Raw genomic sequence first — 26,383 nt, forward strand, 5'->3', positions numbered from 1 at the left:
GTGGGTGTCAGCGATTTATGCGTTTCAGCGATTTATGCGTTTAGCAGTCGCAAAGTGATACTTATACGCTGAGGTTGTTTTTAGCAAAAAAAGTACAATGTTAATGACACAAACAGTGGCTTATACTCTTGTTAAAACCAATGGGTGTCAGCTACAGTTGTGCTTGAAAACTACGATGTAGCCACTTCTTCTCGGGTACGTTGGACTAGCGGTACTATGGGATTACTTTTCGAATAGTGCTCAAGTTCGTCAATCATGACATCCCAAATCCGGACAACATCTGGTTGAATAATTTCACTATTGACAGCGTTTAGTGCAGTGTTAAGTAAGTTTTCTCTTACTTTTATCATGTCTTGTTTGCTACCGTTACGTAAGAAGTTGTTCTGTCCATCGTACGCATATACGAAGCCATATGGATGGGTGCTCCCTTTATGCGTAATCTCTCCAAACTTCCCCTTTACTTCGTTATGAATTTTATCAATTCTATCTTTATTGCTAACATATTCTTTTGCTTTCTTTAGGTATGACGCTATGGTCTTCGGGTCAACTATATTCTCAGGCGAGTTTGTGTTGTTATAGTCAGGTTGCTTTTGGAAAACTAATACCTGTGAAGCTAAGAAAGCATATTGGCTGACCGCTGTATAATATCCACCGATCCAAGTCGCATCATCTTTATCATCCAATATATTACAAGCATCTTTGCAGAGGTCTAAAGATTCAAATAAACGCTCCCTCTTTTCCTTAATTCCGATATTACTTCTTCCTTCTTCAAATCTATCAAGGCTTTTTTGAAGCTTATTATAAGCATCTACTAAAGGTTGCTTTGAAACAATTTCTTTAATGCTCAGTAACTGAGTGGTAATGGAAATACGGATAAAATCAGATTTCAAATAATCTTTTGTAGATCCACTTTTACCAAAGATGTAACTCCATGCTTTGCCGGCCAAGGGGGAGGTAATCACATTTAGAGCTTGCGATGCAAAATTCCGTGCCGCGAATTGAGGTGCAGTAGTTCCTAAAGTAGTAGTTTTTAAGGCATCTTTATCAGCTAGGCTTTCAAAATTAAAATCTGTGCTATTCATTTTATTTCCTTAGATATTTACAACATAGAGGCTTCGTTTTTGTCTCATGAGGTATATTGAATAATTGTGCTACATTCAAACTCTCAAAGAGCAAAGTAAAATCTAGCACTGATAAAAATTAATAATAATTACTGCTGATTACACGGGGTTACATCCTGTTTTTGTGACAGTGGTTGGTTACATATTAGCGGCAGGAAAATATTTTGACTCTACACCACTAGGTATAAATGAATTGAAAGTCACGTGCCCTTTAGATTACCAATTGACTTTTGCGCACATGGGTACGGTTGGTCAGAATCAGCGAAGTATGATTTAGCGGTCTAACCGTACATCTGATTAGAACTTTTTTTACCATGCAGTGTGACTTAGCCACTTAACCGACCTACTTCAATGTTCGCGTAGCTTGGATAAGTCGAAGGTGCTATCCAACAATCTGACACGTCATATATTACATTTAATAGATGCCGAATTAACGGCACAATTAACAAACTAAAACTCTCTAAATTAGATATTTTTCGAAGCATTCAAAACTTAATTAAGTGTCTGAATTTATTGAAATAAAAAATACGATGTTTTATTGGCACAAATTTATGGTGGGTGTACAGCGATATACTCAGCCCCCTCAAGGTAAGCGATTTCATTACATTCTTTATGTGTGTCTAAGCCAATGAAAAGTATGCTATGTTTGTTCATACTAGTTTCTGCTGCTTAGTTATTTGACAAACTAATTATGGCTCTGGCTTTTAGCTAACCCACGAAAATGCGGAGGTTGAACCGTGTGGGGAGTCATTATGTCTAGGCCAAGAGTATTTTAGAGTAGAGCATGTCGATAGAAATAATCAGCGAAGCAGCGTGGCCTGAAATACTAAAACTACAATCAGAGGTCTACCTGCTTGTCGAACCAGAAAGTCTTGAGGTGTTAAAGGACAAATGGAATAGAACCCCCAAATGCTGTTTTATCTATCGAGACTGTGAAGAACTAAAGGGTTATTTGTTAGCGCACTCTTGGAATAAAGAGCAGCCTCCGAAGTTGTTTAACGCCTTACCTAAAGAAACTGAAGGGGACATCCTATTTCTTCATGACTTGGCAATTACAAGCTCCTCATTTGGCCAAGGCATTGGTTCAAAACTGATGAAGCATCTGGTTGGGATTGCAACTGGTTTGGGTTTCAAAGAAATTAGGTTGGTTTCAGTCCAGAACTCAGAGTTGTTTTGGCAAAGGCACGGCTTTAAACCGTTGTCGAAAAATGTGTGCAAAAGTTATGGTGCTGATGCGCAATTGATGTGGCGAAAACTCTAGGCCTAAAGTTAAATCCAAGAGAAGAATCAATGACACCCATCACTATTTACAATTATGCTGGGGTAATGAGCTTAAAAAAGTGGTTTCACTACGCCATACACACCAACCCTAAGCTAGTCATTTTCAAAAAACTTCGCTATGATAACTGTATAAATAAACAGTTTGTTGAGTTATGAGACTTTATATCGCCGAAAAGCCCTCCTTGGGTCGCGCCATTGCGGATGCCTTGCCTAAACCTCACAGTAAAAAAGACGGTCATATTCAGGCTGCAAATGGCGATATTGTGACTTGGTGTATCGGTCACCTGCTAGAGCAAGCAGAGCCGGAAGATTACGATGCTAAGTATAAAAAATGGCGGCATGAAGACTTACCTATTATTCCCTCGCAATGGCAATTTAAAGCGAAAAGCAAAACCCGAAAACAACTAACTGTGGTTAAAAAGCTCATTGGTCAGGCGAGCGAAGTGGTGCATGCTGGCGATCCCGACCGAGAAGGTCAATTGCTGGTGGATGAAGTGATTGAATACGCAAAGCTTTCTACCAATAAAAAGTCGCAAGTCAAAAGGCTTTTAATCAGTGATTTAAATTTGTCCGCGGTAAAAAAAGCACTGAACTCGTTGAAGTCTAATCAAGCGTTTGTGCCATTAAGCGTATCTGCGTTGGCTCGCGCCAGAGCCGACTGGTTATTTGGAATGAACCTCACTCGTGCATATACCTTGGCGGGGCAACGTGCAGGCGTACAAGGCGTGTTGTCAGTTGGACGAGTACAAACGCCAGTATTAGGACTGGTGGTTAGGCGCGATTTAGAAATAGCTGAGTTTGTCTCAAAACCATTTTATGAAGTGCTAGCCCAAATTAACAAACCAGAATGGGGGATATTTGCAGCCAAGTGGCTACCCAGTGAAGCGTGTCAGCCTTACATGGATGAAGAAGGGCGCGTCTTGGTTAAGGCCTTAGCTGAAAATGTCGCTGTGCGAGTGACGGGACAAAACGCGGAAGTTGAACGTGTTGAGCGCAAAGAGAAAAAACAAAACGCGCCGCTGCCTTACAACCTCTCGGCATTACAAATCGACGCCAATAAACGTTACGGCATGTCAGCTCAGTTGGTGTTAAATATCTGCCAAAGCTTATATGAAAAACATAAACTCATTACCTATCCGCGTTCAGATAACCGCTATATTCCAAAAGAGCACTGGCAAGAACGCCACGATGTATTAGCGGCAGTTGTAAATAACAATGGGGTAGAGCAGGGCCAATTCGAACAAGCGGATACAGAGCGTAAAAGCAGTTGTTGGAACAGTGCAAAAGTCGACGCGCACCATGCCATTATTCCAACCAGCAAAAAGCTTAAGTCGGCTCAGCTTGGGCAAAAAGAGCTGCAAGTATACCAGCTAATAGCGAGACAATATTTAGCGCAGTTTTACCCGCCATATCGATACAACGAGAGCAAAGCTTGGTTAAGGATCGCCGGTGGTGAATTTTTGGCATCTGCTAATCAAGTATTAGATCTTGGTTTTAAGGTACTGTATCAAAATAAAGATAAGCCAGAGCAAGAAGAGAAGCTGCTACCACCGCTGGAAAAAGGCGAGATACTGCACTGTGAAAATGCAAAAGTGATTGAAAAGCAGACCCAGCCTCCAAAGCATTTTACTGAGGCTACCTTGTTGAGTGCGATGACAGGTATCGCACGTTATGTTGAAGATAAGTCTATTCGTAAAGTACTGAAAGAGACCGACGGGCTAGGTACTGAGGCAACGAGAGCAGGGATCATTGAGTTACTGTTCAAACGGGGGTTTTTACAAAGACAAGGCAAACAGATTTTAGCGACCGATCTTGGTAAGGCGTTTATTTTAAGTTTACCTGCATCGCTTTCAATGCCAGATAGAACTGCGCTTTGGGAATCTCAGCTTGGTCAAATTGCCAGTAAAGAAGCCAGCTATCAACAGTTTATGTCACCACTTTGCGAGGAGTTGGGGAGCTTTATTGATTTGGCACAAAGCATTAATGTTGATAGGTTAAAAGGCCTGCCAAGCAGGCCAGTTAAAAGACGCTTTTCAAGAAGAAGTACAAGCAAAAAGCCTAAAGTGTAGTAGCACATATCCGATCGTCATCATTTGGCTATGTTGCTTCATTCTACAAAGTGGTCGTTCATCAAACTCATTCCTGCCCCAAAACAAGCTAGAAAATTTTGCTCAAAGGGCTAACAACACCGTTTGCGCCCTGCTGTAAAACATGAGTATATATTTGCGTTGTCTTCACATCGGAATGACCAAGTTGAGCTTGCACGGTTCTGATATCTGCACCACTTTGTAGTAAATGAGTAGCAAACGAGTGTCTAAAAGTGTGGGGCGTTATAGGTTTTGTTATTTGTGCTTTTTTGGCTGCCTCTTTAACCGCTTTACGTACTCCTGTTTGATGAAAGTGATGTCGGCGGATCTCGCCAGTTTCAGGATCAGCACTTAACTTATATGAGGGAAATAGATACTGCCAAGCAATTGACTTATTGGCGCTAGGATATTTTCTTGCCAGTGCGTATGGCATCCAAACACCCGCATATTGTTCATTCTGAGAATCTAATTTTAAGTATTCATCAGCTTGAGCAATTTGATTTCTTAGCAAAGGTATAATACCAATTAGTCTTAATACGTGCTCAATTTGAAGGAGTAAATCTGACGCTAACTGCGTTAAAAATTTCTTATTTAGAACAACTAAATAGCAAAATTTTTGCCTGACTATCGACAAGATTTTCTCGCCTCAAAATAGATCACTTAATTAAGATAATTGGTATAAGTTCTGTGGCGAGTGTAACCACCCGATGTTTATTCCCTTTTCCATTCCAAATCCGAATACATTTGTAGTCAAAGTCAATATCCTGAACTCGTAGTTGAACAGCTTCCATTACACGTAAGCCGCTACCATACATTAAACCTGAAATTAAATAATATCGTTTACTTAAAAACGACATGAGACGTTTAACCTCCTCGGGGGTCATAACAATTGGCAACTTAGATTGGCGCTTGCTTCTAACAAACGTTAGATTAGGACACAAATCCTGTTTAATTATTTGTTTATACAGAAAAGACAACGCATTTAACGCTGTCGCTTGTGTTTTAGGTGACACATTAGATTTAAGTACAAGGTAGTCGAGATATTCGACAACTTCGTTATTGCCCATTGAAGCTGGGTGACGCTTATCATGAAAATGAATATAGGAAGAAATCCATTTAAGATAGGTATCAACGGTTCTGAGCGAATATTGCTTAGTCAGCATAAACTCGGCGATGTGATTTAAAAATGGTGAACGAGTTCTCGTTGAGCTAGCTCCAAATGTGCTGTATTTACATACAGTATTGTTGTGTTTCTCCTATAGTCAAGAAAACGACCCATTGGGTCGCTTTTATCCTTTCCATATTTACTATGATGATTAAAAATATACCTGTAGCAACAGCTTAATTATTGTGATAGAACTGGTACGATGATAAAAATGACCCGTGGCTTGGTAGAAAAACGACCCAATGGGTCGATATTAAATTGTTATGTTGCTAGGGAAATTATGAGTATCAGTGACAAATGGGAGCTAATATCCGCAGAGTTGCTCGCAGCATATAAATTGCTTCCGACTGAAATCAAAGAATCTGATTTTGGCTACCGTGAAGAAGACTTTCTTGAGTACTTATCTGTAAATGAGCTTCGTCTAGCTATGGAAGAATTGGATGGTGTTATAGAGGACAATAAAAGCCCTGATCATTTATTTTGGGAGCATTTAATAAAAGCTGCCACTCTAATGAATCGTCCTGAGCATGCTAAAAAATACGAGCAATATAAAGTCGCAACATAACAAAGCAAATTAAAAAGTGCGGACAAAAATCAGTTGGCTTTGTTCGTGCCTCACAAATTTTAGCCAACTAATTTTTGCCGTTTATTTGCGGCGTTAGGTTTACTAGTTTGAATTTAGTTATCAAAGGATTAAGAAATGCAATCCTTACAGGTTGGGGGTTGTCTTTTGCATATTTGTGGTATTTAGCAGACTTTAATGTGCTTTTCTCTCACTTGCTTTACGCTTCAGTACTAGGTGGTTTAGTAAGTGCATCAGCATTAATCTTTTATATGCTGCCTATACACCTTTGGTTGAGCCGTAACGAACTAGTTGGTTTACATTATTATTTAATGGTCGGCCTTGTTCCGTCTATTATATTTGTATTTATACCTTCTTTTACGGACGCAACGGGTAGGTTAATTATTGAATCAATAATAACTTATGCAGTTTTCGGTGTTACTTTAACAACAGTGTTCTGGTTTTCTGTATGTTATCGTAAACCTAACAAAACAAATTAAAAGAGCGGACAAAAAACAGTTGGCTTTGTTCGTTCCTCACAAGTTTAGCCAACTAATTTTTGCCGTTTATTTGCGGCGTTATGGTCCTGTATGAAATTTTTCCGTGAATTCATAAAAAATTACAAAGCGACTTATCTACTTAAAAAGCGCTATTACAACATTACGTCAATGGTGGGGCTTTTATCCGTCGCGGCTGGGTTAGCAATCATGATGGCTCTAGTATTCTATGTTGGCCCAATACTCGGGTTTGATCCAGATGCCAAACTTGATCTCAGCGGCATTGAAACGTTTGCGATCTTTGTTGCGGGAATGTCGTTTATTATTGCGTGCTTATATTCTGGTGTTCTCATTGTTGCAGGCTCGTTTGCTTTCGTAATGTATAAAATGGGTAATTTTTCAAAAGCTGAGGCACTCAATTATGCGTTGTACTCTGGCTATCCTGAGTATTGGTTCGAGAATGGGCCATAACAAGGCCAAGCAATATCAGTCGCTACGCTCCTTGGACAGCCTTGCGCTTGCGTCTTTGTGCATGGCTGCGCCATTTTTGCACAAACCCCACAATCACAAGTCTGCCGTTGTTGGCAGCGTTATACATCTATAGGAGCCTGGATGAAAATCAATGAATTTGTGGAAGTTTCATTTAAAGAAGGGGCTACTTTCATTTTTCAAGTTGACTCGAATGAAATCGTTTATCAGTGTAGTCCTTTCTCTGGAAAAGAGTTTGTCTCTGTCAATGGAAAACTAGTTTCTGAAAGCCAGAATTACAAATTGAAATCTAATCATAAATTCATGGTCGACGGTGTTGAATATGAGATTACCTTCGAGAGTAAAGATTTAATTAAGGGTCGCAATGAGTGCTCTTTGAACAAAGAAGGCGTGCTGGTAAAACTTTATAAACTTAAATATATAAAGCCACCTAAAAAGCCAATCTATCACTGGATACCTCCTATAATTCTGGGCGCTTTAGCAGGAATTGGGATTGCTCAAAGAGTGCTTCCTATTTGGCTATGTATTGCATTTGGTGTATTGGCTTTTGTTTTAATTTTCATTTCAGAGCTCAAATCAAGTATAGAAAACTGGGATTGTGAAGTTGTCGATGTATAACAAACAGTTTAAAAGCGGACAAAATTCAGTTGGCTGTTTTCGCTCCGCTTCACATTATAGCCAACCAAATTTTGCCTTTTAACTGAGGCGTTATGTGTTTCGTGAATCAGGTGCATAAAACAACCAAATTGAAATATTGATGAGCAAATATAAATAAGGAAATCAGTGTGTTTGGACAAATTTTTGTTTTTATTATTGGGGTGTTCGGCTTAGTCATGGGTTTGATTGAGGGGGATTACCTCTGGGCTTTCGCAGGTCTAGTTATGGTACTTTCTGGTATTCACCTGATATACAAAGTCAAAACAGGTAAAAACATTTGGGACAAAGAAAACACATAACAAACGCATTAATGAATGGACGTCTTAAGCTTGGCTGTCGCTTGTTCCTCGCTGATTTTAGCCAAGCTTAATCCGCCCATTATGCGGGCGTTATATTTTTAAGGATTAGCTTTGCCACACAATAAGATGAATGTTTTAGAGCGAATAAAACAAAGAAATGAAAAAAAGAAAGAAGAAAAACAAAGTAAATTTGAAAAAGCATCCAAATGGCTTGCACTATATGCAGCAATTTTAACTACTGTTCTCACATCAATTACTTTTGCAGAAAAAGTAACCCCAAAAAAGCATGAAGTAGATATTTATGTGGCTGATTTTCACAATGACGACGAGAAAGTGGACTTCACCATTGCCTATTATAATTCAGGGGATTTCTTCGAAGTGTTATCTGCGGTTGATCTTTATTTAGCGCAAAAGATTGAAGGAAAAAATAACCCAATGTATTGGGACCAAGCATCTTGTCGAGAGCCAATTTTATTGGAACCTAAAAAAACAAAGTACATGACATATAGTGCGAAAGTAAACTTTACAGATGAAAAGCTGTATGTTTTTGAAGATCAAAAATCAAAGTTTGAACTGAGTCTCCATTTTGATTTTTTGTCAAAGGAACATGGCAAGGCGTCTGTACGATTTTCTGTTGCAACATTAACTCCATATCTAGGCAAGTTCTTTGAAAATACCCCGTTAAAAAACAAATCAGAGATTGATTTTATTACAACAAAAAGAAAAGTCGACTTTGAAGATGCTCGACCCGTAATAATTAAATCACAATATCCAGTTAGCTCTGAGTTTGTAAGCCAAAACTTTTGCAGTAAAAAAATATAACAATCTGTTCAAGCGGGACTGCTAAAGTTTGGCTCGGTTCTGCTTCGCTACACATTTTAGCCAAACATTATCAGCCTCTTAACAGGGCGTTGAGGCTGTAGAATTACTCTTTTCAGGTACTAGATTGTTGGTTTTGGGTTGACTATTTTTTAACCTTGAATCGAGTTGGTTACTGTGATCTAATAGATATTATTCACCCATGGTAATCTGTTATGGCCAACTACAAGCCAGACTTATCCTGCCAAAGCAAATTCATACCTATCAATTTCGCTGAGCAAATTTTGCCAGGAACCTTTGAATATGGGCTTTGTTATATTGTTGAAAATAAGCTGGACTTGTCGGGCTTTGACGCTTGGTATAACAACGACAAAACAGGCGCTGCGGCGTATCCGCCCACGGTGATGTTAAAGGTTATTTTACTTGGCTATGCACATGGTTTAATCAGTAGTCGTCGAATTGCTAAAGCGTGTGAAACAAACATTTTATTTATGAGTGTGTCGGGTGATATTCAGCCGCATTACACATCAATAGCAGGTTTTGTAGCTAAAATGCACGAACAGATTGAACCGCTGTTCACACAAGTGCTGATGATTTGTGACGAAGAAGGGCTGATAGGCCGCAACATGTTTGCTATTGATGGCTGCAAGTTAAAGTCGAATGCGAGCAAGGAGTGGAGCGGCACATTCGATGAGTTAGGCCGTAAAAAAGCAAAACTAGAGCGGGCAAGTAAACGCATCATTGAGCGCCATCAAGCACAAGACAGCCTAAGTGAAGAACTAGTCATTCAGGACTTAAAGCAAAAAGAAAAGCTAGATAAAAGCGCGGCTAAAATCACAAGGTTCCTTGCCACACATACAGAAAGAACAGGCAGCAAAGGGAAGCCAGTTAAAAGCAATATCACCGACCCAGACAGTGCAAAAATGACCACCTCTAAAGGCACCATCCAAGGCTACAACGGTATTGCGATAAATGACGATAAGCACCAAATTATCCTGCAAGCACAAGTGTGTGGCTCGGTGGGTGAGCAGCAAACACTACAACCAGCCATTACGTAATTAAAGCAGCAGCTTGATAAATTAAACACGGTTAAACCCACAGATGAACTCACAATAAAGTTCACCGCAGACAGCAGCTTTAACAGCGAATCTAACTTGGCATTTATGGCGCAAAGTGGCTTTGATAGTTACATCGCCGATAACCAATTTAGAAAACGCAACCCGCTGTTTAAAGAGAGCAAAACCTACGAAACAGCGCAAGAAAAGCGCCGATTAAAACGGCGTAACGGCAAACCCCGTTTATTTACCTCAGACGACTTCCATTTTGATGACAGTACACAAACTTGTCGCTGCCCAGCAGGTAAAGAAATGTGGCGAAGTGGTACTCAGGTAAAAAGTCATCATCACGAATACACGCGATTCTGCGGTTACTTAAAAGACTGTAAAATCTGCCCCCTGCAACAGCAATGTATGCGAAAACCACCGATAAAAACAGGGCGACAAGTACAGTTTAAGAATGATGAATCACGCAACATAATCAGTTTCATCGATAAAATGAAAGTGAAAATAGACAGCCCAATGGGACGACGACAATACAGCAAACGACTTGGATGTATCGAACCTGTATTCGGCAACATCACGGTGAATAAAGGGATGAATAAGCTCACATTACGCGGTCAAGTAAAAGTCAATGCGCAATGGCAGCTATACTGCCTTGTTCACAATATCGAAAAGTTACGAGAAAGGGTGTCGTAAGCCAATAAAAACCTGACCTAACAGCTCCGAAACGCCTCTTAAACCACAACAAACCAGCTTAAACCAAACGCCCTAAAATAATTACTCACACCCAACTAAACGATTGAATCAAAATAGGAACTCAGTTATCGTTTGGTGATTACAAAAACAAATTTGAAACGAGTTATTCTACAGGCTCGTTAGATTACTTTAAATATTGTAGTGAGGATTAAATTTTGGAAGAAGTACAAGAAAAATGGATTTGTGGGTTCTGGAGAAGAATCGGGGCGCTGTTTATTGACACTCTTGTTTTAGGTGTTTTGGGATATGTTGTAGGTTTATTCCTTGAAGATATCTTTGTTCAGCTCGGTGGCTGGGGAAGATTAATTGGCTTTGTCGTATCAATTACATATTTTGGAGTTATGAATAGCTCCTTATCAAATGGCCAAACAATCGGTAAGAGAATACTAAATATCAAGGTTGTAGATTCATCCAATTCAACTATTAGTCTACCTAAGTCATTTTTAAGGTATAGCTTCCTTGCAGTTCCATTTTCACTGAATGGAGCACAAATTACTAACGAAGCATTGCTTTCATACTTAATGTATCCGTTGTCATTTATTATATTTGGCGGCTTATTTTCAATTTCTTACTTATATCTTTTTAACCGTGCAACTCGGCAGTCGTTACATGACCTTGCTGTAGATACTTATGTTGTAAATACTGAGGTTAGCCCTGAAGAGTTACCTTCCGTGTGGAAACCGCACTTAGTTGTGGTTGCAGGTTTATTCATTACAGCAGCCCTTGTTCCAGTATTTACTTCCGACTTAGCTAAATCAGAACCTTTCAAAGGCTTATTAGCTACTCAGGAAGCAATAAATAGTAATGAATCAGTAAAATATGCAGGTGTCACAGAAGGTTCAACTACTTTCACTTCGTCTGATTCAGGCACGACAACGACTACTTATGTGAATACACAGGCTTTTCTCTATAAAAATAATGTTGACGATTCTGATATTGCTAAGCAATTAGCACAGGTGATAGTTAAAACTTATCCAGAGTCACTAAACAAAAACTTGATTCAAGTAACGCTTACCTATGGTTATGATATTGGTATTGCATCAAAGTGGAATAGTTACAACCACCAGTTTAACCCTCAAGAGTTAAATAGTTCGGAGTAGTCGTAATCTAACAAACAAATCAACGAAGGACTTAAAAAAAGCTTGGCTTAAGCTCCTTCGTCGCAAAGTATAGCCAAGTTTTTTAAGCCCGTTATTAAGGCGTTGAGGCTGTAGAATTACTTTTTTCAGGTACTAGATTGTTGGTTTTAGGGTGACTATTTTTCAACCTTGAATCGAGTTGGTTACTGTGATCTAATAGATATTATTCACCCATGGTAATCTGTTATGGCCAACTACAAGCCAGACTTATCCTGCCAAAGCAAATTCATACCTATCAATTTCGCTGAGCAAATTTTGCCAGGAACCTTTGAATATGCGCTTTGTTATATTGTTGAAAATAAGCTGGACTTGTCGGGCTTTGACGCTTGGTATAACAACGACAAAACAGGCGCTGCGGCGTATCCGCCCACGGTGATGTTAAAGGTTATTTTACTTGGCTATGCACATGGTTTAATCAGTAGTCGTCGAATTGCTAAAGCGTGTGAAACAAACATTTTATTTATGAGTGTGTCGGGTGATATTCAGCCGCATTACACATCAATAGCAGGTTTTGTAGCTAAAATGCACGAACAGATTGAACCGCTGTTCACACAAGTGCTGATGATTTGTGACGAAGAAGGGCTGATAGGCCGCAACATGTTTGCTATTGATGGCTGCAAGTTAAAGTCGAATGCGAGCAAGGAGTGGAGCGGCACATTCGATGAGTTAGGCCGTAAAAAAGCAAAACTAGAGCGGGCAAGTAAACGCATCATTGAGCGCCATCAAGCACAAGACAGCCTAAGTGAAGAACTAGTCATTCAGGACTTAAAGCAAAAAGAAAAGCTAGATAAAAGCGCGGCTAAAATCACAAGGTTCCTTGCCACACATACAGAAAGAACAGGCAGCAAAGGGAAGCCAGTTAAAAGCAATATCACCGACCCAGACAGTGCAAAAATGACCACCTCTAAAGGCACCATCCAAGGCTACAACGGTATTGCGATAAATGACGATAAGCACCAAATTATCCTGCAAGCACAAGTGTGTGGCTCGGTGGGTGAGCAGCAAACACTACAACCAGCCATTACGTAATTAAAGCAGCAGCTTGATAAATTAAACACGGTTAAACCCACAGATGAACTCACAATAAAGTTCACCGCAGACAGCAGCTTTAACAGCGAATCTAACTTGGCATTTATGGCGCAAAGTGGCTTTGATAGTTACATCGCCGATAACCAATTTAGAAAACGCAACCCGCTGTTTAAAGAGAGCAAAACCTACGAAACAGCGCAAGAAAAGCGCCGATTAAAACGGCGTAACGGCAAACCCCGTTTATTTACCTCAGACGACTTCCATTTTGATGACAGTACACAAACTTGTCGCTGCCCAGCAGGTAAAGAAATGTGGCGAAGTGGTACTCAGGTAAAAAGTCATCATCACGAATACACGCGATTCTGCGGTTACTTAAAAGACTGTAAAATCTGCCCCCTGCAACAGCAATGTATGCGAAAACCACCGATAAAAACAGGGCGACAAGTACAGTTTAAGAATGATGAATCACGCAACATAATCAGTTTCATCGATAAAATGAAAGTGAAAATAGACAGCCCAATGGGACGACGACAATACAGCAAGCGACTTGGATGTATCGAACCTGTGTTCGGCAACATCACGGTGAATAAAGGGATGAATAAGCTTACATTACGCGGTCAAGTAAAAGTCAATGCGCAATGGCAGCTATACTGCCTTGTTCACAATATCGAAAAGTTACGAGAAAGGGTGTCGTAAGCCAATAAAAACCTGACCTAACAGCTCCGAAACGCCTCTTAAACCACAACAAACCAGCTTAAACCAAACGCTCTAAAATAATTACTCACACCCAACTAAACGATTGAATCAAAATAGGAACTCAGTTATCGTTTGGTGATTACAAAAACAAATTTGAAACGAGTTATTCTACAGGCTCGTTAAGTAACTTTGGGAAATGATGCAACCTGAAAATCCTGTGGCAGAATTAAAGCAATTAATCAAAGACGCTCGTTGGGCTATATGGTCATTCGTCATAATTAATTTCTTTGTTCTTCTTTTCTATTATGTAGACGGTATTTTTAATGAGTTTGTTTTTGTAGCTTTATTTGTTCAAGGCTTTCTATTTACTGTTTGGCTTTTACCCGTATTTTTCTATCAGGTATTTTTTAACAAATTCAGCGTTAAATATGCCTTTTTCAAAGCTTTAGCGTCATATAAAGAAGCACTAGGTCACGTATCATGGTAGCGTTACATAACAAGCTGTTTAAGCGCGGGACTGCTAAAGTTTGGCTCGGTTTCGCTACGCTTCACAATTTTAGCCAAACATTACCAGCCCCTTAACAGGGCGTTGAGGCTGTAGAATTACTCTTTTCAGGTACTAGATTGTTGGTTTTGGGTTGACTATTTTTCAACCTTGAATCGAGTTGGTTACTGTGATCTAATAGATATTATTCACCCATGGTAATCTGTTATGGCCAACTACAAGCCAGACTTATCCTGCCAAAGCAAATTCATACCTATCAATTTCGCTGAGCAAATTTTGCCAGGAACCTTTGAATATGCGCTTTGTTATATTGTTGAAAATAAGCTGGACTTGTCGGGCTTTGACGCTTGGTATAACAACGACAAAACAGGCGCTGCGGCGTATCCGCCCACAAAAAATCAATGGGGTCAGAGTTGTTGATTTTAATACTACTATTTAACGACTGCTTCTGGCACAAAGCTGTCCTTAGTCTCTAACGCATTTATGTCCAAATACGAGTTGGGTGAACATCCGTTATTGCAACTGGACTTAAGGTATTAAGTTACCGTTGAACGGCCAAGTTTGGCTTATAAGACTGTCAGATTTGATTACGTCCTCACAATCAAATCTGACAGATAAAGTAAGACTTATTCACCTAAAAGTTAAATTTTAACTTTTACATACTCGCCGGGGGCATCGTAAATACCGGGCTGTTCTTCTGTTTGACAAGCTCTGGCGGGGACTTCTTCGTTGTGACAAGCAAGTAACCATTGCTGCCAGTGTTGCCACCACGAGCCGTCTTGGTGTTTGGCGCTATCAAACCATTGCTCTGCATTGTCGCTCTGTTTGCCTGCATGCCAAAAGCCGTATTTGTTGGCGCTAGGCGGGTTAATTACCCCAGCAATATGTCCAGACTCACCTAGAACAAACGTCACGTCGCTGCCTAAGTATCTAGTACCTTGGTAAGTACCTTGCCACAGTGCGATATGATCATCACGGGTAGAAAACATATAAATTGGCTGTTTGACCTTGCTAATATCGATTTTAGTGCCGCGAATTTCCACTGCTTTTGGTTCGATGAGTTGGTTATCTAAATACAGGTTACGCAACATATAGTTGTGGCAAGCGGCGGTCAGGTTGGTGCTATCGCTATTCCAGTACAATAAGTCTAACTCTACAGGCTGTTTGCCTTTTAGATAGTTATTGACGAAGTAATTCCAGTACAAGGTGTTTTCACGCAACAAACTAAATGCGGTGCCTAGCATATGACCCGACATTACGCCATTGGTTAAGTTGTATTGCTCTAACGCACTGATGATTGGCTCGTTAATAAATACACCAAGTTCACCAGGCTGTGAAAAATCCAAAATAGTAGTCAGTAAAGTGGCACTTTTGATCCTTTGTTTCATGCGTTTGGCTGTAATATAAGCCATTGCGCAAGTCAGCAAAGTACCACCAATACAATACCCTAAACAGTGTGTTTGTACTTCTCCGGTGGCTTTTTCAACTTGCTCAAGCGCTGTTATCACACCATCTACCACATAGTCATCAAAACCGATTGCAGCCATGCTTGAGTCTGGATTTTTCCACGACATCATCAATACAGTGTGGCCTTGATCTACTGCCCATTTTACCAATGAATTATCAGGGCGTAGGTCCAAAATATAATACTTATTCACAAATGGCGGCACGATCAGCAGCGGCGTCTTTTGCACGGTTTCTGTGGTTGGCTGATACTGAATAAGCTCAAACAAATGGTTTTGAAAAATCACGCGGCCAGCGGTACAGGCCAGATCTTCACCAAGCTTGTAGGCTTGTTCGTTCGACATGCTAATTCGTAACATATCTGAACTTTTCGCTAGATCTTGTTTTAGCAATTGCATGCCATCAAGTAAATTTTGTCCGTTAGACTCTAGCGTCAGCTCAAGTAACTCAGGGTTAGTCGAGACAAAATTGGTTGGGGCGAGCGAGTTAACCGTTTGTCTTGCAAAAAATGACAAGCGCTCTTTGAGTTTGTCGTCAATTCCTGGCGTTTCATTGATGGTGTTTTGTAACGACTGACCAAATAACAAATAGCTTTGCTTTAAGTAGTTAAACCAAGGGTTTTCTTGCCACTGTGGAGCTACAAAACGCTTGTCTCCACGTTCAGGGGTAACCACGTCTTGACCATCGCTGGTATCCAAGCCAAAACTTTGCTGCATGATTTGCAGTTGGGTTTGCCACCACTGAGTTTGTTGCTTGATCAAGGATTCAGGTTGCTGATTAAGTGCTTGTAACCACTGATTAAAATCCTCTACATTTTGCTCGTTGATCACTTGTTGTAGTGGGTTTTGCTTGCCCATATTGTCTGACATCACCTGCCACAACTCTTGGTTATATTCCATCCAAGCTGACAAGCTTTTTTCAAATACGTTACTTTCAGTGTTCATGGTGTCCTCAGTGATAAGTGGTCGAGCATGATTGCGTTATGTTGGCTGTGATTTGTTTTTGTTACGACTGCTAAAGAGAAGGCGCTATAAACAGCGCCTCTTAGAGTGATTAAGGCTGAGCTGCCTTAACGGTTTCTTTGCCCATGGCTTCAAGTTTGTCTCTAAACTCTTGACCAAGTTGAGTTAGCTTTTGACCGTCTTGGATCATCTGTTGGCTAAGCGCGTTGAGTGCATTGATCTGGCTCGCGTTGAAATCCATTAATGATTTCGCGTCTTTTACTTCAGCTGCTAGCTTTAATTGATCAACCGACGTTTTAGTGATCTGCTCAGTCGTATTCAGTTGGATTTTCGCCAACTCTTCAATGTTTTTAGCGATAAGCTGATTGAACTGAATCGCAGGAGAAAAAAACTTCTCAGTTTGCTCATTAAATGTTTTAAAAAGATCAGTATACATGGTTCATTTCCTTGTTTATCAAAGGTCTAGCACAATTAAGAAATTGTTTTTAGTGTATAAGTTGCTGAAAATGACTCCGTACAAGCATCATCTTGTAATTCAGCCACTCAGGTTACTGCATGTACAAACCGCCGTTTAACGACAGTGTTTCGCCGGTAATGTAGCCTGCGTTATCAGAAGCAAGGTAGACGACCGCGGCGGCGACTTCGTCTGGTGTTGCGAGTCGTTGCATTGGGACTTGCGCTTTGATGCTATCCAGCACGTCTTCACGCATGGCGCTTACCATCGGTGTTTCGGTGTAGCCAGGAGCAATTGAATTCACGGTAACGCCACTGCGAGCGCCTTCGTAGGCGAGGGCTTTGGTAAAGCCAATCATGCCTGCTTTTGCTGCGGAATAGTTGGTTTGTCCAAATTGGCCTTTTTGACCATTGACACTAGAGATATTAATAATGCGTCCGTATTGATTGGCACACATGGCACTAAATACCGGATGAGTCATGTTGAACAAAGAGTTCAGATTGGTATTGATGACTTCACTCCATTGGCTGTGCGTCATCTTTTTAAATGAGGTATCACGTGTGATCCCCGCGTTATTTACCAACAAATCGATGCTGCCAAACTCTTGCAATAACGTTTCCATTGCATGGTGACATAATTCAGTATTGGTCACGTCTAAAAACAGTGGGCGAACTTGAATGGGGTCGACTTGAATTGCGTTGAGCCAGTGATCATAGTCTGCATGTGTACGTCTTTCACTTGCAACAGCAACGACAAAATAGTCTTGTTTTACCAGTGCTTTAACAATCGAAGAACCGATCCCACCAAAGGCACCTGTTACAACTGCAATATGTTGGTTTTCCATAACGCTCCTACCAATTTAGGGGGCTATACAACATACGACCTAGCCAAGTTGATTAAATTGATGATATTTCTACGCCATAAATATGACAAAATTTCCACACTTTTTTGTCAGTTCTAAGACAGCGGAAACCATCTTAGGAACACGTACTTACTTGCGTTTCTGTTATAGAAAAATAATGTGCGAGGAAGCTAAATAAAGTCAAACGATGACCGATAATTGTAATAAATCTAAGGCCAATATGTATCACTCAAAAGGAATGTGACAAATGAAGATACAGCCTACTCGGGCATTTGAACCGACTATCCAACCAATGACTCATTTATCCAGCCGTGATGATGCTTCAAAACTACAAGTGACTGATAGCTCTAAAAAAGGTGAGGAAAATACTCCCACGCCTCTATTATCAGAGGCACTAGACGAAGAAGCGACCAAATATAAAGAAGACAATGCGGTATTCAAGGACGATTACCAAAAGCTAGAAGAGTCGATGCGATTGGTGCAGGCACAAATTAGTGGCCTGCAAGAGGAAATTTCCAAACTCAAACAATCTCGGCCACAACGATTTCTCAACGTTGAGCAGTCCAGTAATAAGGTGACAGAAGCATCATCCGACTTACTTGAGCATTTGGGAATTAAAAAATATCGAGAGGCCACCCAAACGGATGAAATAGATGCACTAGAGCAGCAGCTCTCAAAGCTCAAAGAGTTAGAAGCCTCAATCCGAGTCAACATGCTTAATATGATCCTAGAAGAGCGAAAACGCCTAGAAGAACTGAAAAAGAAAAATCGCTAAATATTATCAAAGCAGTGAGGGTACAATCACCGATGAAATCAATAAACTTAAACTCGGGATAATGGATATGGCAAGAGCAATTAAATCAAATTATTACTGGCTCCAGGTTAATAAATTTTGGTGTAGTAACACCTGATTGAATGACGCTAGATAACGCTATTTTGTGGCGCAAGTTTTTTATGTTTATGCGTCTTTACCTAAAAATAGCAAAACGCTATATTCTAACCTTCTGTGTTTAAGGGATATGTAAACAATGAAAATATCTGGAGAATTTTTAGCAAAGGTTAAAAAAGTTTTTAGTGTACTTGGCTTAATTAGTGGGTTGATATTGCTCTCGTTAACTGTCCAAATGATTGATAGACACGAAGGTACAGGGACATTGCTGCTAACCTTACTGTTTGTCGGCTTGCCCGCCACAATGATGGTGTTTTTTAGTATCAAGATTTTTCGCTTTGCTAATCAAACAAAAGATGTTCATTTGTGGAGAGAAAAACAAGTTACTCTAACTGACGAACAACGCGAAGAGCTGATCCAAGAAAAAATTCGAGAGGCTGTATTTGCTGCCGATGCCAAAAAACAAAAACGACAAGCTAAGCAAGAATCAGCAGATGCGAATCTTGACGCTTTACAATCATTAACCGAATTATCTCGAGAAGAGATCGAAAAAATAGCCAAGCAGGTTCGTAAATCAGGCGTTGATTGACGCACAATTTGAAAACGTTCAAAAGGAACCTGAGGTGGTGGACTTATGTGATCCACCACCTACAGTTTATTAGGAAATAATTAACTTATCTTTCAGTAACATAATCGTTTGCGAAAGTATAACCTGAAGCACCCCATGTGTTAGAAGTTGTCCATGTTGTGCTCTGTACGTAATTTGAACGACCTCTTAGTAGTTTTAAGTGAACTTGGCCTCCGTTGGCTGAAGCGATATCTTTGTATCCGTCGCCATTAAAGTCTCCCACCCAAGTATAGCCCGAGCCACCCCAAGAATTGTTTACGCGGAAGGGGACATCAGAAAAGCCTGAACCATTTGAAAATTTGATATAAACATTGCCACCATTTGCAGATGCGATGTCAATCATTCCATCGTTATCAAAATCTTCAGCCCAAGTATAGTCAGCACCGCCCCACTGATTAGCAACATACCACGTTGTACTTCTGAAGCCATTACCAGTGTTTAGCTTCATAAAGACCTGGTTGCCATAAGCTGAAGCAATATCGGTATAGCCATCTCCATCGAAATCACCAGCCCAAGTATAACCTGAGCCACCCCAAGCACTGGAAACTCGATGTTCAACCTCTCTAAACCCACTGCCAGTTGAATATCTCATGTAGATAGTTCCACCGTATGCAGAAGCAATATCAACTTTGCCGTCATTATTGAAATCTGCTGCCCATGTATATCCTGATCCACCCCATTTGCCATTGACTTTCCAAGTCCGACTGATGAAGCCTTGACCAGCTTGATTTAACTTCATGTATACAGAACTACCATTCGCCGACGCGATATCTGTATAACCATCACCATTGAAGTCACCAACCCACGTGTAATCAGAGCCTCCCCAGCTTGATTCAACAGCCCAATACTGGCTCCAAAAGCTGTTACCTTGATTTAAATGCATGTAAATAGTACCACCATACGCCGAGGCAAGATCTGGTCTACCATCTGCGTTAAAGTCTGCGCTCCAAGTATAGCCAGCAGAACCCCATCCACCACTCACACTCCAAGTTTTGGTTCGGAATCCATCACCAGTACTTGCCATGATATAAACGTTGGAACCATTTGCAGATAAAATATCGGTTTTACCATCTGTAGCAAATGCAGAAGCACTCATTAAACCAAGTACACAACTAGTTGATATGCTTAATAGTTTGTTTTTGATCATTGTTAATATCCTTATATGTTCATGTTGTTTCTTTTGAATGGAACTATAGGTTCAAAAAGATGCAGCGTTTAACCTATAGACATAAAAAGCCAAGTACTGAAACATGTATTGGCAGCAACATTCTATACATATATTTTTTTCAATAAAGTTACAGTTTGGGGTGTAGATGCTAGAACCAATCACTTATAGTTCATGTTTTCTGTTTATAAGTTATTTAAGTGATTGTTTTTAATGTTTTTGAGACAATTTTAGTTACGGTTAATATCACTGTTTTATTGTTTGTTTTATTGGAATATTTCGTTTTTTCGTTCAGTTTGGTTTTGGGGTCATTAACTGATAAACCAAGCAAGTCTGCCTGCTGGGCCCTGTTCACGGCTGACGTAAAAAAAGCAAAAGTGCCAAGGCAAAAAAGAATTTGTTTCGGTCAGTATTGACGCCTTACAATCATTAACCGAATTATCTCGAGAAGAAAGCGAAAGAATAGCCAAGCTGGTACGTAAATCAGAGGTCAATTGATGAATATGTTTTTCATATTTCGTGTAATTTTTTGCAAAAATAGCTGAGCAATAATACGCGAGAAAGTCCGACTGGGTTAGCTCGGACTTTAACTTATATACTGCAGATTAAAGCTAATCTTTTGGATTTGCTTTAACGCTTAACTGCAGTCCTGATGTTGATGCAAAGCCATAAATGTCAATATGCCAAACACCAGATTGAGGTGCATTAAACTTGCAGCTTTCTTCGCTTCCAACCGCAAATGGACGGCAGTCAAACTGCTCTGAGTTCGACTTGCTGCCACGACGTACATACAGGTCAGCATCGCCATTACCACCAGAAATCGCAATATTTAAATCCTGATATTCACCATCCAGATTTACGGTGTAGCTTGCCCAAGCCCCTTTAGGAATTGAGATATTCTTAATAGTGCGGTCGATAGGTTGCGCAGCAGCATCAACATCAAAGCTTGCCTGTAATGAAACCCCGGCAAAATCACTGTAGCCTTTCAGTTTTATGTAATAGGTTCCTGCAGATTGAGTCAGCTCACAAAACTCGTTATTGCCTAAACCAAGCGGGCGGCATTCAAAGTTATCATCAGTTGGAATGGAACCAAATTGCGCGTAAAGATCGGCATCTCCGCTGCCACCTGAAGTCGTTACTTTGATTTTACTTGCACCTGCTGGCACATCAAACTTAAACAACAGCTCTTCATCCTTTGCACCTGAAAGGTTTGTTTTCGTTTCGCCATTATTCAATTGAATTGGAGTCGGGGGCGTTACTACGTCACCACTACAACCATTAGCACTGATATAGTCAATGGCTGCTTTGGTTTGCACTAAGCCGTGCCCATATTTGACATCTCTACCCGGCGCGCCTAAATCTACCGCAGTTGCGTTTAACACGGTACGAATTTCGCTGGCACTACAATCTGGGTGATGGCTCCATACCAACGCAGCAACACCGGCGACATGAGGAGAGGCCATTGAGGTGCCACTCATCATGCCGTAGTCACTTTTAGCCACTTTTACGGTTGCGCTGTAGCCCAGTTTAGTGAGTATTTGCTGACCATCGAAGTCGGTTGTGGCAACAGCGGGAATAGAAGTTTGGTTGTTATCGCCTAATGTTGCAGCAAAGCTACCTGACTCGTTATTGTAGATGATCGCGCCAACTCCGCCGCTGTTTTCACAATTTTGTACTTTTTCTACAAAAGGGATATTGCCTCGCTCAATTAAGCAGACCTTGCCGTTTGCGCCATAGTCAACGTTTTCGCCCGTCGAAAAATTATAAAGCGCAGCAGTAACTTCACCTTCGTTCTCCATGCCACTAGCATAATGCTCTTGGCCACTCACGGTTAACGACACAATAGAACCTGCGCCAACCGGATAAGTTGATTCAATGTTTACACCAGGGGCTGCAATTTCAACTTGACTATTTTTCTGGGAAAAGAACGCTAACTCTTTATTTTCATCGATAGCAGCAACAGACATTACCGAATCGTAAGAGGCGGGAAAGCTTTCACGGTCTAGCGTTTGGTCAGGATCGCCAGAGTTACCAGCTGCGGCTATAATCAGCACGCCTGCGTCTGCAACGGCTTGAAAGGCAGCGCGCTCGGTCTCACTTTCACCACCGCCACCTAAGCTCATATTGATTACGTCAGAGCCTGCTTCTTTGCAGTAGTTAACTGCATCAGCCAATTCGGATGCATAACCCCAACCATCAGAATTAAACACTTTGATGATATGAAGCGACGGATCGCTACCAATTACGCCGCGTACACCGATGCCATTATTAAGTGCCGCAATGGTGCCCGCTACGTGAGTGCCGTGTGATGTACCATGTTCGAACCAATTGCCGGTTCCGTCATCGTTGGTGCCAGTTATCGTACCATTAAGTGACCCCATATCAGGGTGAGGCAAATCCAAGCCGGAATCGATCACACAGATTTTTTTACCACCAGCAGCGGCTGAAGCCACATAATCATTTACCAAGTTTGCTTGTACCATTTCGTAGCCGTAAAGCTGAGATTGCGCCATAAAGTGACGTGGTAAATCTTCTTCGACATATTCAATTGAGTTATCACTTTTAAGCTGGTGCAACTGCTGCTCGCTCAACTCAGCCACTACGACATTCAAGTTGGGTTTAAGACTCGCCTTATTCACCCCCATGGTCGCCATGCGTGATTGAACCAAAGGAGCAATGCCTTGTTGCACGCCGTTCCCCATCGTTGCATTACCAGGTTTGTATTTGATGATGTAGCGCTTTGGCAGTGGCGATTGTTCTGATTGGTTAATGGTAACAGGTTGCGCTTGCAATGATGCTGAAACCGCAAGAGTAACCAGCGTTGATGTGAATAATATTTTAGATTTAGGACAATTATCTTTCATGTTGGTATCTACATTTGTTGTTATTTTCGGCACCACTGTAGCAACACGGTTTCGGGAAAAACAAGGATTTGCGGCAGTAATTGTAAAGATTTGTTAATGGTATTTACATTAAATTTAAATAATTCAGTGGTTTAGTTTTGCAATTTAAGTTATAAAATATTCTTTTTAGTTATATGTGGGTAGGAGGGAGTTTGATAAATCAACTTTTCCATCAAGTAGTTACAGTTAAATTTTATTGTTAATTATGCATTATTTGGTGGGTGGAAAAAGATCACGAAAATAAGGTGAACATTCGCTTATCCGCGGTTGAGGTTAATTATGTGGCTCGTAATATGAGATAAGCACTGAATGGTTAAGTAAAGTAATTTAGCGTTTATAGAGCAACCTAGTCTGGTAATGCTAGCTGCTCGAGTTCCCGATTGAGTAAGTCATCGTCTCCTAAATTTAGCTCTATCAACCGTTTTAAGTGAGTAACACTTTCGATATCAATTTGGCGGCAATGAACGCCTAAATGTCCATCTTCAACATGTCGAACCTCGACTTCCATATTGATCTCAATGTCGGAATCTGGCAACGAAAACTTTAGACTGGCAGGGTCATTTTTTAGTGGAATATAGCCATCGGGCAGGGTGAGGAGTGCTCCATTGAGAGAAAGGTCGATGATCTCGCACTGATAGTCTCCGCTGCTAGCCATAAAAATAGCGTGATTTGAGTACAACACCCGAGAAAAACGTCTTCGCTCATTCATATTTTCACTCCCTAGTTTTTAACTGTTATATCATGCACTCATCACTAAAGATTAGCTGCTCTCAGCACATTTCTCCAGAAACAAAAAAGCCCTGACTGTCAGGGCTTAGTTTATAAAAGGCGAATGGTCTACTTAACCAATTCTCTTATACTTGATACGTTTTGGCTCAGCCGCTTCGGCTCCGTAAGTTTTCTTCAACCACTCTTCATACTCTGTATAGTTACCATCAAAGAAGTTAACTTGGCCTTCATCGCGATAATCGAGAATATGCGTAGCAATACGGTCTAAGAACCAACGGTCGTGCGAGATACACATTACGCAGCCTGGGAATTCTAAAATCGCGTTTTCTAGTGCACGAAGTGTTTCTACGTCTAAGTCGTTGGTTGGCTCATCCAGTAAGATCACGTTACCGCCCGCTTTTAGCAGCTTGGCAAGGTGTAAACGGTTGCGCTCACCACCGGAAAGCTCTTTTACAAACTTCTGCTGGTCGTTACCTTTAAAGTTAAAGCGACCACAGTAGGCGCGGCTTGGGATCTCAAAGTTACCAATTTTCAGAATGTCTTGGCCGTTTGAGATCTCTTGGAAAACGGTATTACCATCGTCCATGTTGTCACGGAACTGTTCAACAGTTGCCAGTTCAACGGTTTCACCCAACACAATCTCGCCGCTATCTGGTGTTTCGTCACCAGCAAGCATTCTAAATAGAGTGGATTTACCCGCACCGTTAGCACCGATGATCCCGACAATCGCGCCTTTAGGAACGGTAAAACTTAGGTCATCAATCAATACTCTGTCACCGAAGCTCTTACGTAGATGATTCACTTCGATAACTTGGTCACCTAAACGTGGACCTGGCGGAATAAACAGCTCGTTGGTTTCGTTACGTTTTTGATAATCGTTCTGCTGCAGTTCAGTAAATTGCGCCATACGCGCTTTAGACTTGGCTTGACGACCTTTTGGATTAGCGCGGACCCACTCTAATTCTTTTTCAATGGATTTTTGACGGGCTTTTTCTGCTTTTTCTTCTTGTTTCAAACGCGCGTCTTTTTGCTCAAGCCAAGAAGAATAGTTACCTTCCCAAGGAATACCGTGGCCACGGTCAAGCTCTAAGATCCAGCCAGCTACGTTATCAAGGAAATAACGGTCGTGGGTAATGGCAACTACGGTGCCTTCATAATCGTGAAGGAATCTTTCTAGCCATGCTACAGACTCAGCATCCAAGTGGTTTGTCGGTTCGTCTAGCAAAAGCATATCTGGCTTTTCTAACAACAGGCGGCAAATTGCCACACGACGACGCTCACCACCAGATAGATGCTCAATTTTTGCATCCCACTCAGGCAAACGAAGTGCATCAGCTGCGCGCTCAAGGGCGTTATCTAGGTTATGACCATCGTGGGCTTGAATGATTGCTTCTAGCTCACCTTGTTCTTTCGCGAGTGCGTCAAAGTCAGCATCTTCCATGGCATATTCGGCATACACTTCGTCTAAGCGAGCCAATGCACGTTTTACTTCGCCAACCGCTTCTTCGACGGTTTCACGAACGGTTTTGCTTTCATCTAATACCGGTTCCTGCGGTAAGTAACCGATTTTTGTACCCGGTTGAGGGCGAGCTTCACCTTCAAACTCGGTGTCTACGCCCGCCATAATACGTAACAGGGTAGATTTACCTGCACCGTTTAGACCAAGCACACCAATTTTGGCACCCGGGAAAAAGCATAAAGAAATGTCTTTTAGAATTGTTCGCTTAGGTGGCACCACCTTGCTCACCCGCGACATGGTATAAATATATTGAGCCATTGAGTTTCCAATCTCTGAATAACGTTACAGCTATTTTATACCAATCAGCGGCAAAAATTCATCTTCTTTAATGGCTTTATATGATTCGCTTAACCATCACTTTGGATGGTTGTGGTGAGCCCAAAAAAACACGAATCAAATATATATGTGTGACTTTAATGTGTAACTTTAGTTAACTTGAAGGAGGTTGAAATCCACAACCAAATACCTAAATAAACAATTTCTTCTAATGCTTCTGTTGTTTGTGTAAGTTTCTCATTAATAGGTCATTTTTGTCCGGTTTATAATAAATTTAATCGCTATTATATCGCTATGGTGAAGAAAGTCCCCACCGAAAATTAACATTGTCGCTTCATTGGTTAACTTTTAAACCTCAGGTTTGTTGTTAAA

General features: G+C 40.9%; 20 protein-coding genes and 4 pseudogenes. 15 read left to right on the plus strand and 9 right to left on the minus strand.

Annotated elements, in window-relative coordinates; genetic code table 11:
* Positions 1-170: 170 nt before the first annotated feature.
* Positions 171-1,082 carry a hypothetical protein gene (locus tag ACSLBF_RS04720; RefSeq protein ID WP_440055450.1) on the minus strand — a complete coding sequence of 304 codons (912 nt, stop codon included), beginning with the start codon at positions 1,080-1,082 and terminating at the stop codon, positions 171-173.
* Positions 1,083-1,905: 823 nt separating this feature from the next.
* Between ACSLBF_RS04720 and ACSLBF_RS04725 the strand changes: the two genes are divergently transcribed.
* Together ACSLBF_RS04725 and ACSLBF_RS04730 are read left to right on the plus strand one after the other, a co-directional pair.
* Positions 1,906-2,382, plus strand: a complete 477-nt coding sequence (locus tag ACSLBF_RS04725; RefSeq protein WP_440055451.1) for a GNAT family N-acetyltransferase — start codon at positions 1,906-1,908, stop codon at positions 2,380-2,382.
* Between the two features lie 172 nt (positions 2,383-2,554).
* A complete protein-coding gene (locus ACSLBF_RS04730; protein ID WP_440055452.1) occupies positions 2,555-4,471 on the plus strand; it encodes a DNA topoisomerase III in 1,917 nt (638 codons plus the stop codon).
* A gap of 88 nt (positions 4,472-4,559) precedes the next feature.
* On the opposite strand, the pseudogene ACSLBF_RS04735 reads toward ACSLBF_RS04730, so the two are convergent.
* Positions 4,560-5,652, minus strand: a pseudogene (locus tag ACSLBF_RS04735) (tyrosine-type recombinase/integrase).
* A 282-nt stretch (positions 5,653-5,934) separates the two neighbouring features.
* Between ACSLBF_RS04735 and ACSLBF_RS04740 the strand changes: the two are divergent.
* The 11 genes and pseudogenes from ACSLBF_RS04740 to ACSLBF_RS04790 all read left to right on the plus strand — a co-directional run.
* On the plus strand, positions 5,935-6,219 hold the full coding sequence (locus ACSLBF_RS04740) for a hypothetical protein (protein ID WP_440055453.1): 285 nt from the start codon (positions 5,935-5,937) through the stop codon (positions 6,217-6,219).
* 107 nt (positions 6,220-6,326) lie between these two features.
* The gene (locus ACSLBF_RS04745) at positions 6,327-6,716 is read left to right on the plus strand and encodes a hypothetical protein (protein ID WP_440055454.1); all 390 of its coding nucleotides are present in this window, start codon (positions 6,327-6,329) and stop codon (positions 6,714-6,716) included.
* Positions 6,717-6,806: 90 nt separating this feature from the next.
* Positions 6,807-7,184 (plus strand): hypothetical protein, encoded by a 378-nt coding sequence (locus ACSLBF_RS04750; protein WP_440055455.1) that lies wholly within the window; start codon positions 6,807-6,809, stop codon positions 7,182-7,184.
* A 141-nt stretch (positions 7,185-7,325) separates the two neighbouring features.
* The gene (locus ACSLBF_RS04755; protein WP_440055456.1) at positions 7,326-7,820 is read left to right on the plus strand and encodes a hypothetical protein; all 495 of its coding nucleotides are present in this window, start codon (positions 7,326-7,328) and stop codon (positions 7,818-7,820) included.
* A gap of 167 nt (positions 7,821-7,987) precedes the next feature.
* The gene (locus ACSLBF_RS04760; RefSeq protein ID WP_440055457.1) at positions 7,988-8,158 is read left to right on the plus strand and encodes a hypothetical protein; all 171 of its coding nucleotides are present in this window, start codon (positions 7,988-7,990) and stop codon (positions 8,156-8,158) included.
* Positions 8,159-8,269: 111 nt separating this feature from the next.
* Entirely contained in the window at positions 8,270-8,980 is a 711-nt protein-coding gene (locus ACSLBF_RS04765; RefSeq protein WP_440055458.1) for a hypothetical protein, read from the plus strand.
* Between the two features lie 212 nt (positions 8,981-9,192).
* Positions 9,193-10,731 (plus strand): annotated as a pseudogene (locus ACSLBF_RS04770) (transposase).
* 215 nt (positions 10,732-10,946) lie between these two features.
* Positions 10,947-11,891 (plus strand): RDD family protein, encoded by a 945-nt coding sequence (locus ACSLBF_RS04775; RefSeq protein ID WP_440055459.1) that lies wholly within the window; start codon positions 10,947-10,949, stop codon positions 11,889-11,891.
* A 225-nt stretch (positions 11,892-12,116) separates the two neighbouring features.
* A pseudogene (locus ACSLBF_RS04780) lies at positions 12,117-13,655 on the plus strand (transposase).
* A gap of 196 nt (positions 13,656-13,851) precedes the next feature.
* A complete protein-coding gene (locus ACSLBF_RS04785) occupies positions 13,852-14,142 on the plus strand; it encodes a hypothetical protein (protein WP_440055460.1) in 291 nt (96 codons plus the stop codon).
* Positions 14,143-14,367: 225 nt separating this feature from the next.
* Positions 14,368-14,553: pseudogene (locus ACSLBF_RS04790) on the plus strand (transposase); the annotation flags it as partial.
* A 248-nt stretch (positions 14,554-14,801) separates the two neighbouring features.
* Here ACSLBF_RS04790 and phaC read toward each other — a convergent pair.
* The 3 genes from phaC to ACSLBF_RS04805 form a co-directional block, all read right to left on the minus strand.
* The gene (phaC, locus tag ACSLBF_RS04795; RefSeq protein WP_440055461.1) at positions 14,802-16,568 is read right to left on the minus strand and encodes a class I poly(R)-hydroxyalkanoic acid synthase; all 1,767 of its coding nucleotides are present in this window, start codon (positions 16,566-16,568) and stop codon (positions 14,802-14,804) included.
* A 109-nt stretch (positions 16,569-16,677) separates the two neighbouring features.
* A complete protein-coding gene (locus tag ACSLBF_RS04800; RefSeq protein WP_440055462.1) occupies positions 16,678-17,022 on the minus strand; it encodes a phasin family protein in 345 nt (114 codons plus the stop codon).
* A gap of 112 nt (positions 17,023-17,134) precedes the next feature.
* Positions 17,135-17,884 carry an SDR family oxidoreductase gene (locus ACSLBF_RS04805; RefSeq protein WP_440055463.1) on the minus strand — a complete coding sequence of 250 codons (750 nt, stop codon included), beginning with the start codon at positions 17,882-17,884 and terminating at the stop codon, positions 17,135-17,137.
* A gap of 265 nt (positions 17,885-18,149) precedes the next feature.
* Here ACSLBF_RS04805 and ACSLBF_RS04810 point away from each other — a divergent pair, with 265 nt between their 5' ends.
* Together ACSLBF_RS04810 and ACSLBF_RS04815 are read left to right on the plus strand one after the other, a co-directional pair.
* On the plus strand, positions 18,150-18,677 hold the full coding sequence (locus tag ACSLBF_RS04810) for a hypothetical protein (RefSeq protein ID WP_440055464.1): 528 nt from the start codon (positions 18,150-18,152) through the stop codon (positions 18,675-18,677).
* A 253-nt stretch (positions 18,678-18,930) separates the two neighbouring features.
* Positions 18,931-19,380: a hypothetical protein gene (locus ACSLBF_RS04815; RefSeq protein WP_440055465.1), complete on the plus strand. Its 450-nt coding sequence runs from the start codon at positions 18,931-18,933 to the stop codon at positions 19,378-19,380.
* 85 nt (positions 19,381-19,465) lie between these two features.
* On the opposite strand, the gene ACSLBF_RS04820 is transcribed toward ACSLBF_RS04815, so the two are convergent.
* The 4 genes from ACSLBF_RS04820 to ettA form a co-directional block, all read right to left on the minus strand.
* Positions 19,466-20,566: an FG-GAP repeat domain-containing protein gene (locus tag ACSLBF_RS04820; RefSeq protein ID WP_440055466.1), complete on the minus strand. Its 1,101-nt coding sequence runs from the start codon at positions 20,564-20,566 to the stop codon at positions 19,466-19,468.
* Between the two features lie 629 nt (positions 20,567-21,195).
* Positions 21,196-23,448 carry a S8 family serine peptidase gene (locus ACSLBF_RS04825; RefSeq protein WP_440055467.1) on the minus strand — a complete coding sequence of 751 codons (2,253 nt, stop codon included), beginning with the start codon at positions 23,446-23,448 and terminating at the stop codon, positions 21,196-21,198.
* Between the two features lie 385 nt (positions 23,449-23,833).
* Complete coding sequence (locus ACSLBF_RS04830) at positions 23,834-24,196, minus strand: PilZ domain-containing protein (RefSeq protein WP_440055468.1); 363 nt, start codon at positions 24,194-24,196, stop codon at positions 23,834-23,836.
* Positions 24,197-24,328: 132 nt separating this feature from the next.
* Positions 24,329-25,993 carry an energy-dependent translational throttle protein EttA gene (gene ettA / locus ACSLBF_RS04835; protein ID WP_440055469.1) on the minus strand — a complete coding sequence of 555 codons (1,665 nt, stop codon included), beginning with the start codon at positions 25,991-25,993 and terminating at the stop codon, positions 24,329-24,331.
* Between the last annotated feature and the right edge of the window lie 390 nt (positions 25,994-26,383).

This window comes from Pseudoalteromonas sp. T1lg65 (assembly GCF_051930985.1).
GTDB lineage: Bacteria > Pseudomonadota > Gammaproteobacteria > Enterobacterales > Alteromonadaceae > Pseudoalteromonas.

Excerpts from the sequence above, each read along its gene's own strand:
- ACSLBF_RS04720 (WP_440055450.1), bottom strand. The coding sequence starts at position 1,082 with ATGAATAGCACAGATTTTAATTTTGAAAGCCTAGCTGATAAAGATGCC.
- ACSLBF_RS04725 (WP_440055451.1), top strand. The coding sequence starts at position 1,906 with ATGTCGATAGAAATAATCAGCGAAGCAGCGTGGCCTGAAATACTAAAA.
- ACSLBF_RS04730 (WP_440055452.1), top strand. The coding sequence starts at position 2,555 with ATGAGACTTTATATCGCCGAAAAGCCCTCCTTGGGTCGCGCCATTGCG.
- ACSLBF_RS04740 (WP_440055453.1), top strand. The coding sequence starts at position 5,935 with ATGAGTATCAGTGACAAATGGGAGCTAATATCCGCAGAGTTGCTCGCA.
- ACSLBF_RS04750 (WP_440055455.1), top strand. The coding sequence starts at position 6,807 with ATGAAATTTTTCCGTGAATTCATAAAAAATTACAAAGCGACTTATCTA.
- ACSLBF_RS04755 (WP_440055456.1), top strand. The coding sequence starts at position 7,326 with ATGAAAATCAATGAATTTGTGGAAGTTTCATTTAAAGAAGGGGCTACT.
- ACSLBF_RS04785 (WP_440055460.1), top strand. The coding sequence starts at position 13,852 with ATGATGCAACCTGAAAATCCTGTGGCAGAATTAAAGCAATTAATCAAA.
- phaC (WP_440055461.1), bottom strand. The coding sequence starts at position 16,568 with ATGAACACTGAAAGTAACGTATTTGAAAAAAGCTTGTCAGCTTGGATG.
- ACSLBF_RS04800 (WP_440055462.1), bottom strand. The coding sequence starts at position 17,022 with ATGTATACTGATCTTTTTAAAACATTTAATGAGCAAACTGAGAAGTTT.
- ACSLBF_RS04805 (WP_440055463.1), bottom strand. The coding sequence starts at position 17,884 with ATGGAAAACCAACATATTGCAGTTGTAACAGGTGCCTTTGGTGGGATC.
- ACSLBF_RS04810 (WP_440055464.1), top strand. The coding sequence starts at position 18,150 with ATGAAGATACAGCCTACTCGGGCATTTGAACCGACTATCCAACCAATG.
- ACSLBF_RS04815 (WP_440055465.1), top strand. The coding sequence starts at position 18,931 with ATGAAAATATCTGGAGAATTTTTAGCAAAGGTTAAAAAAGTTTTTAGT.
- ACSLBF_RS04820 (WP_440055466.1), bottom strand. The coding sequence starts at position 20,566 with ATGATCAAAAACAAACTATTAAGCATATCAACTAGTTGTGTACTTGGT.
- ACSLBF_RS04825 (WP_440055467.1), bottom strand. The coding sequence starts at position 23,448 with ATGAAAGATAATTGTCCTAAATCTAAAATATTATTCACATCAACGCTG.
- ACSLBF_RS04830 (WP_440055468.1), bottom strand. The coding sequence starts at position 24,196 with ATGAATGAGCGAAGACGTTTTTCTCGGGTGTTGTACTCAAATCACGCT.
- ettA (WP_440055469.1), bottom strand. The coding sequence starts at position 25,993 with ATGGCTCAATATATTTATACCATGTCGCGGGTGAGCAAGGTGGTGCCA.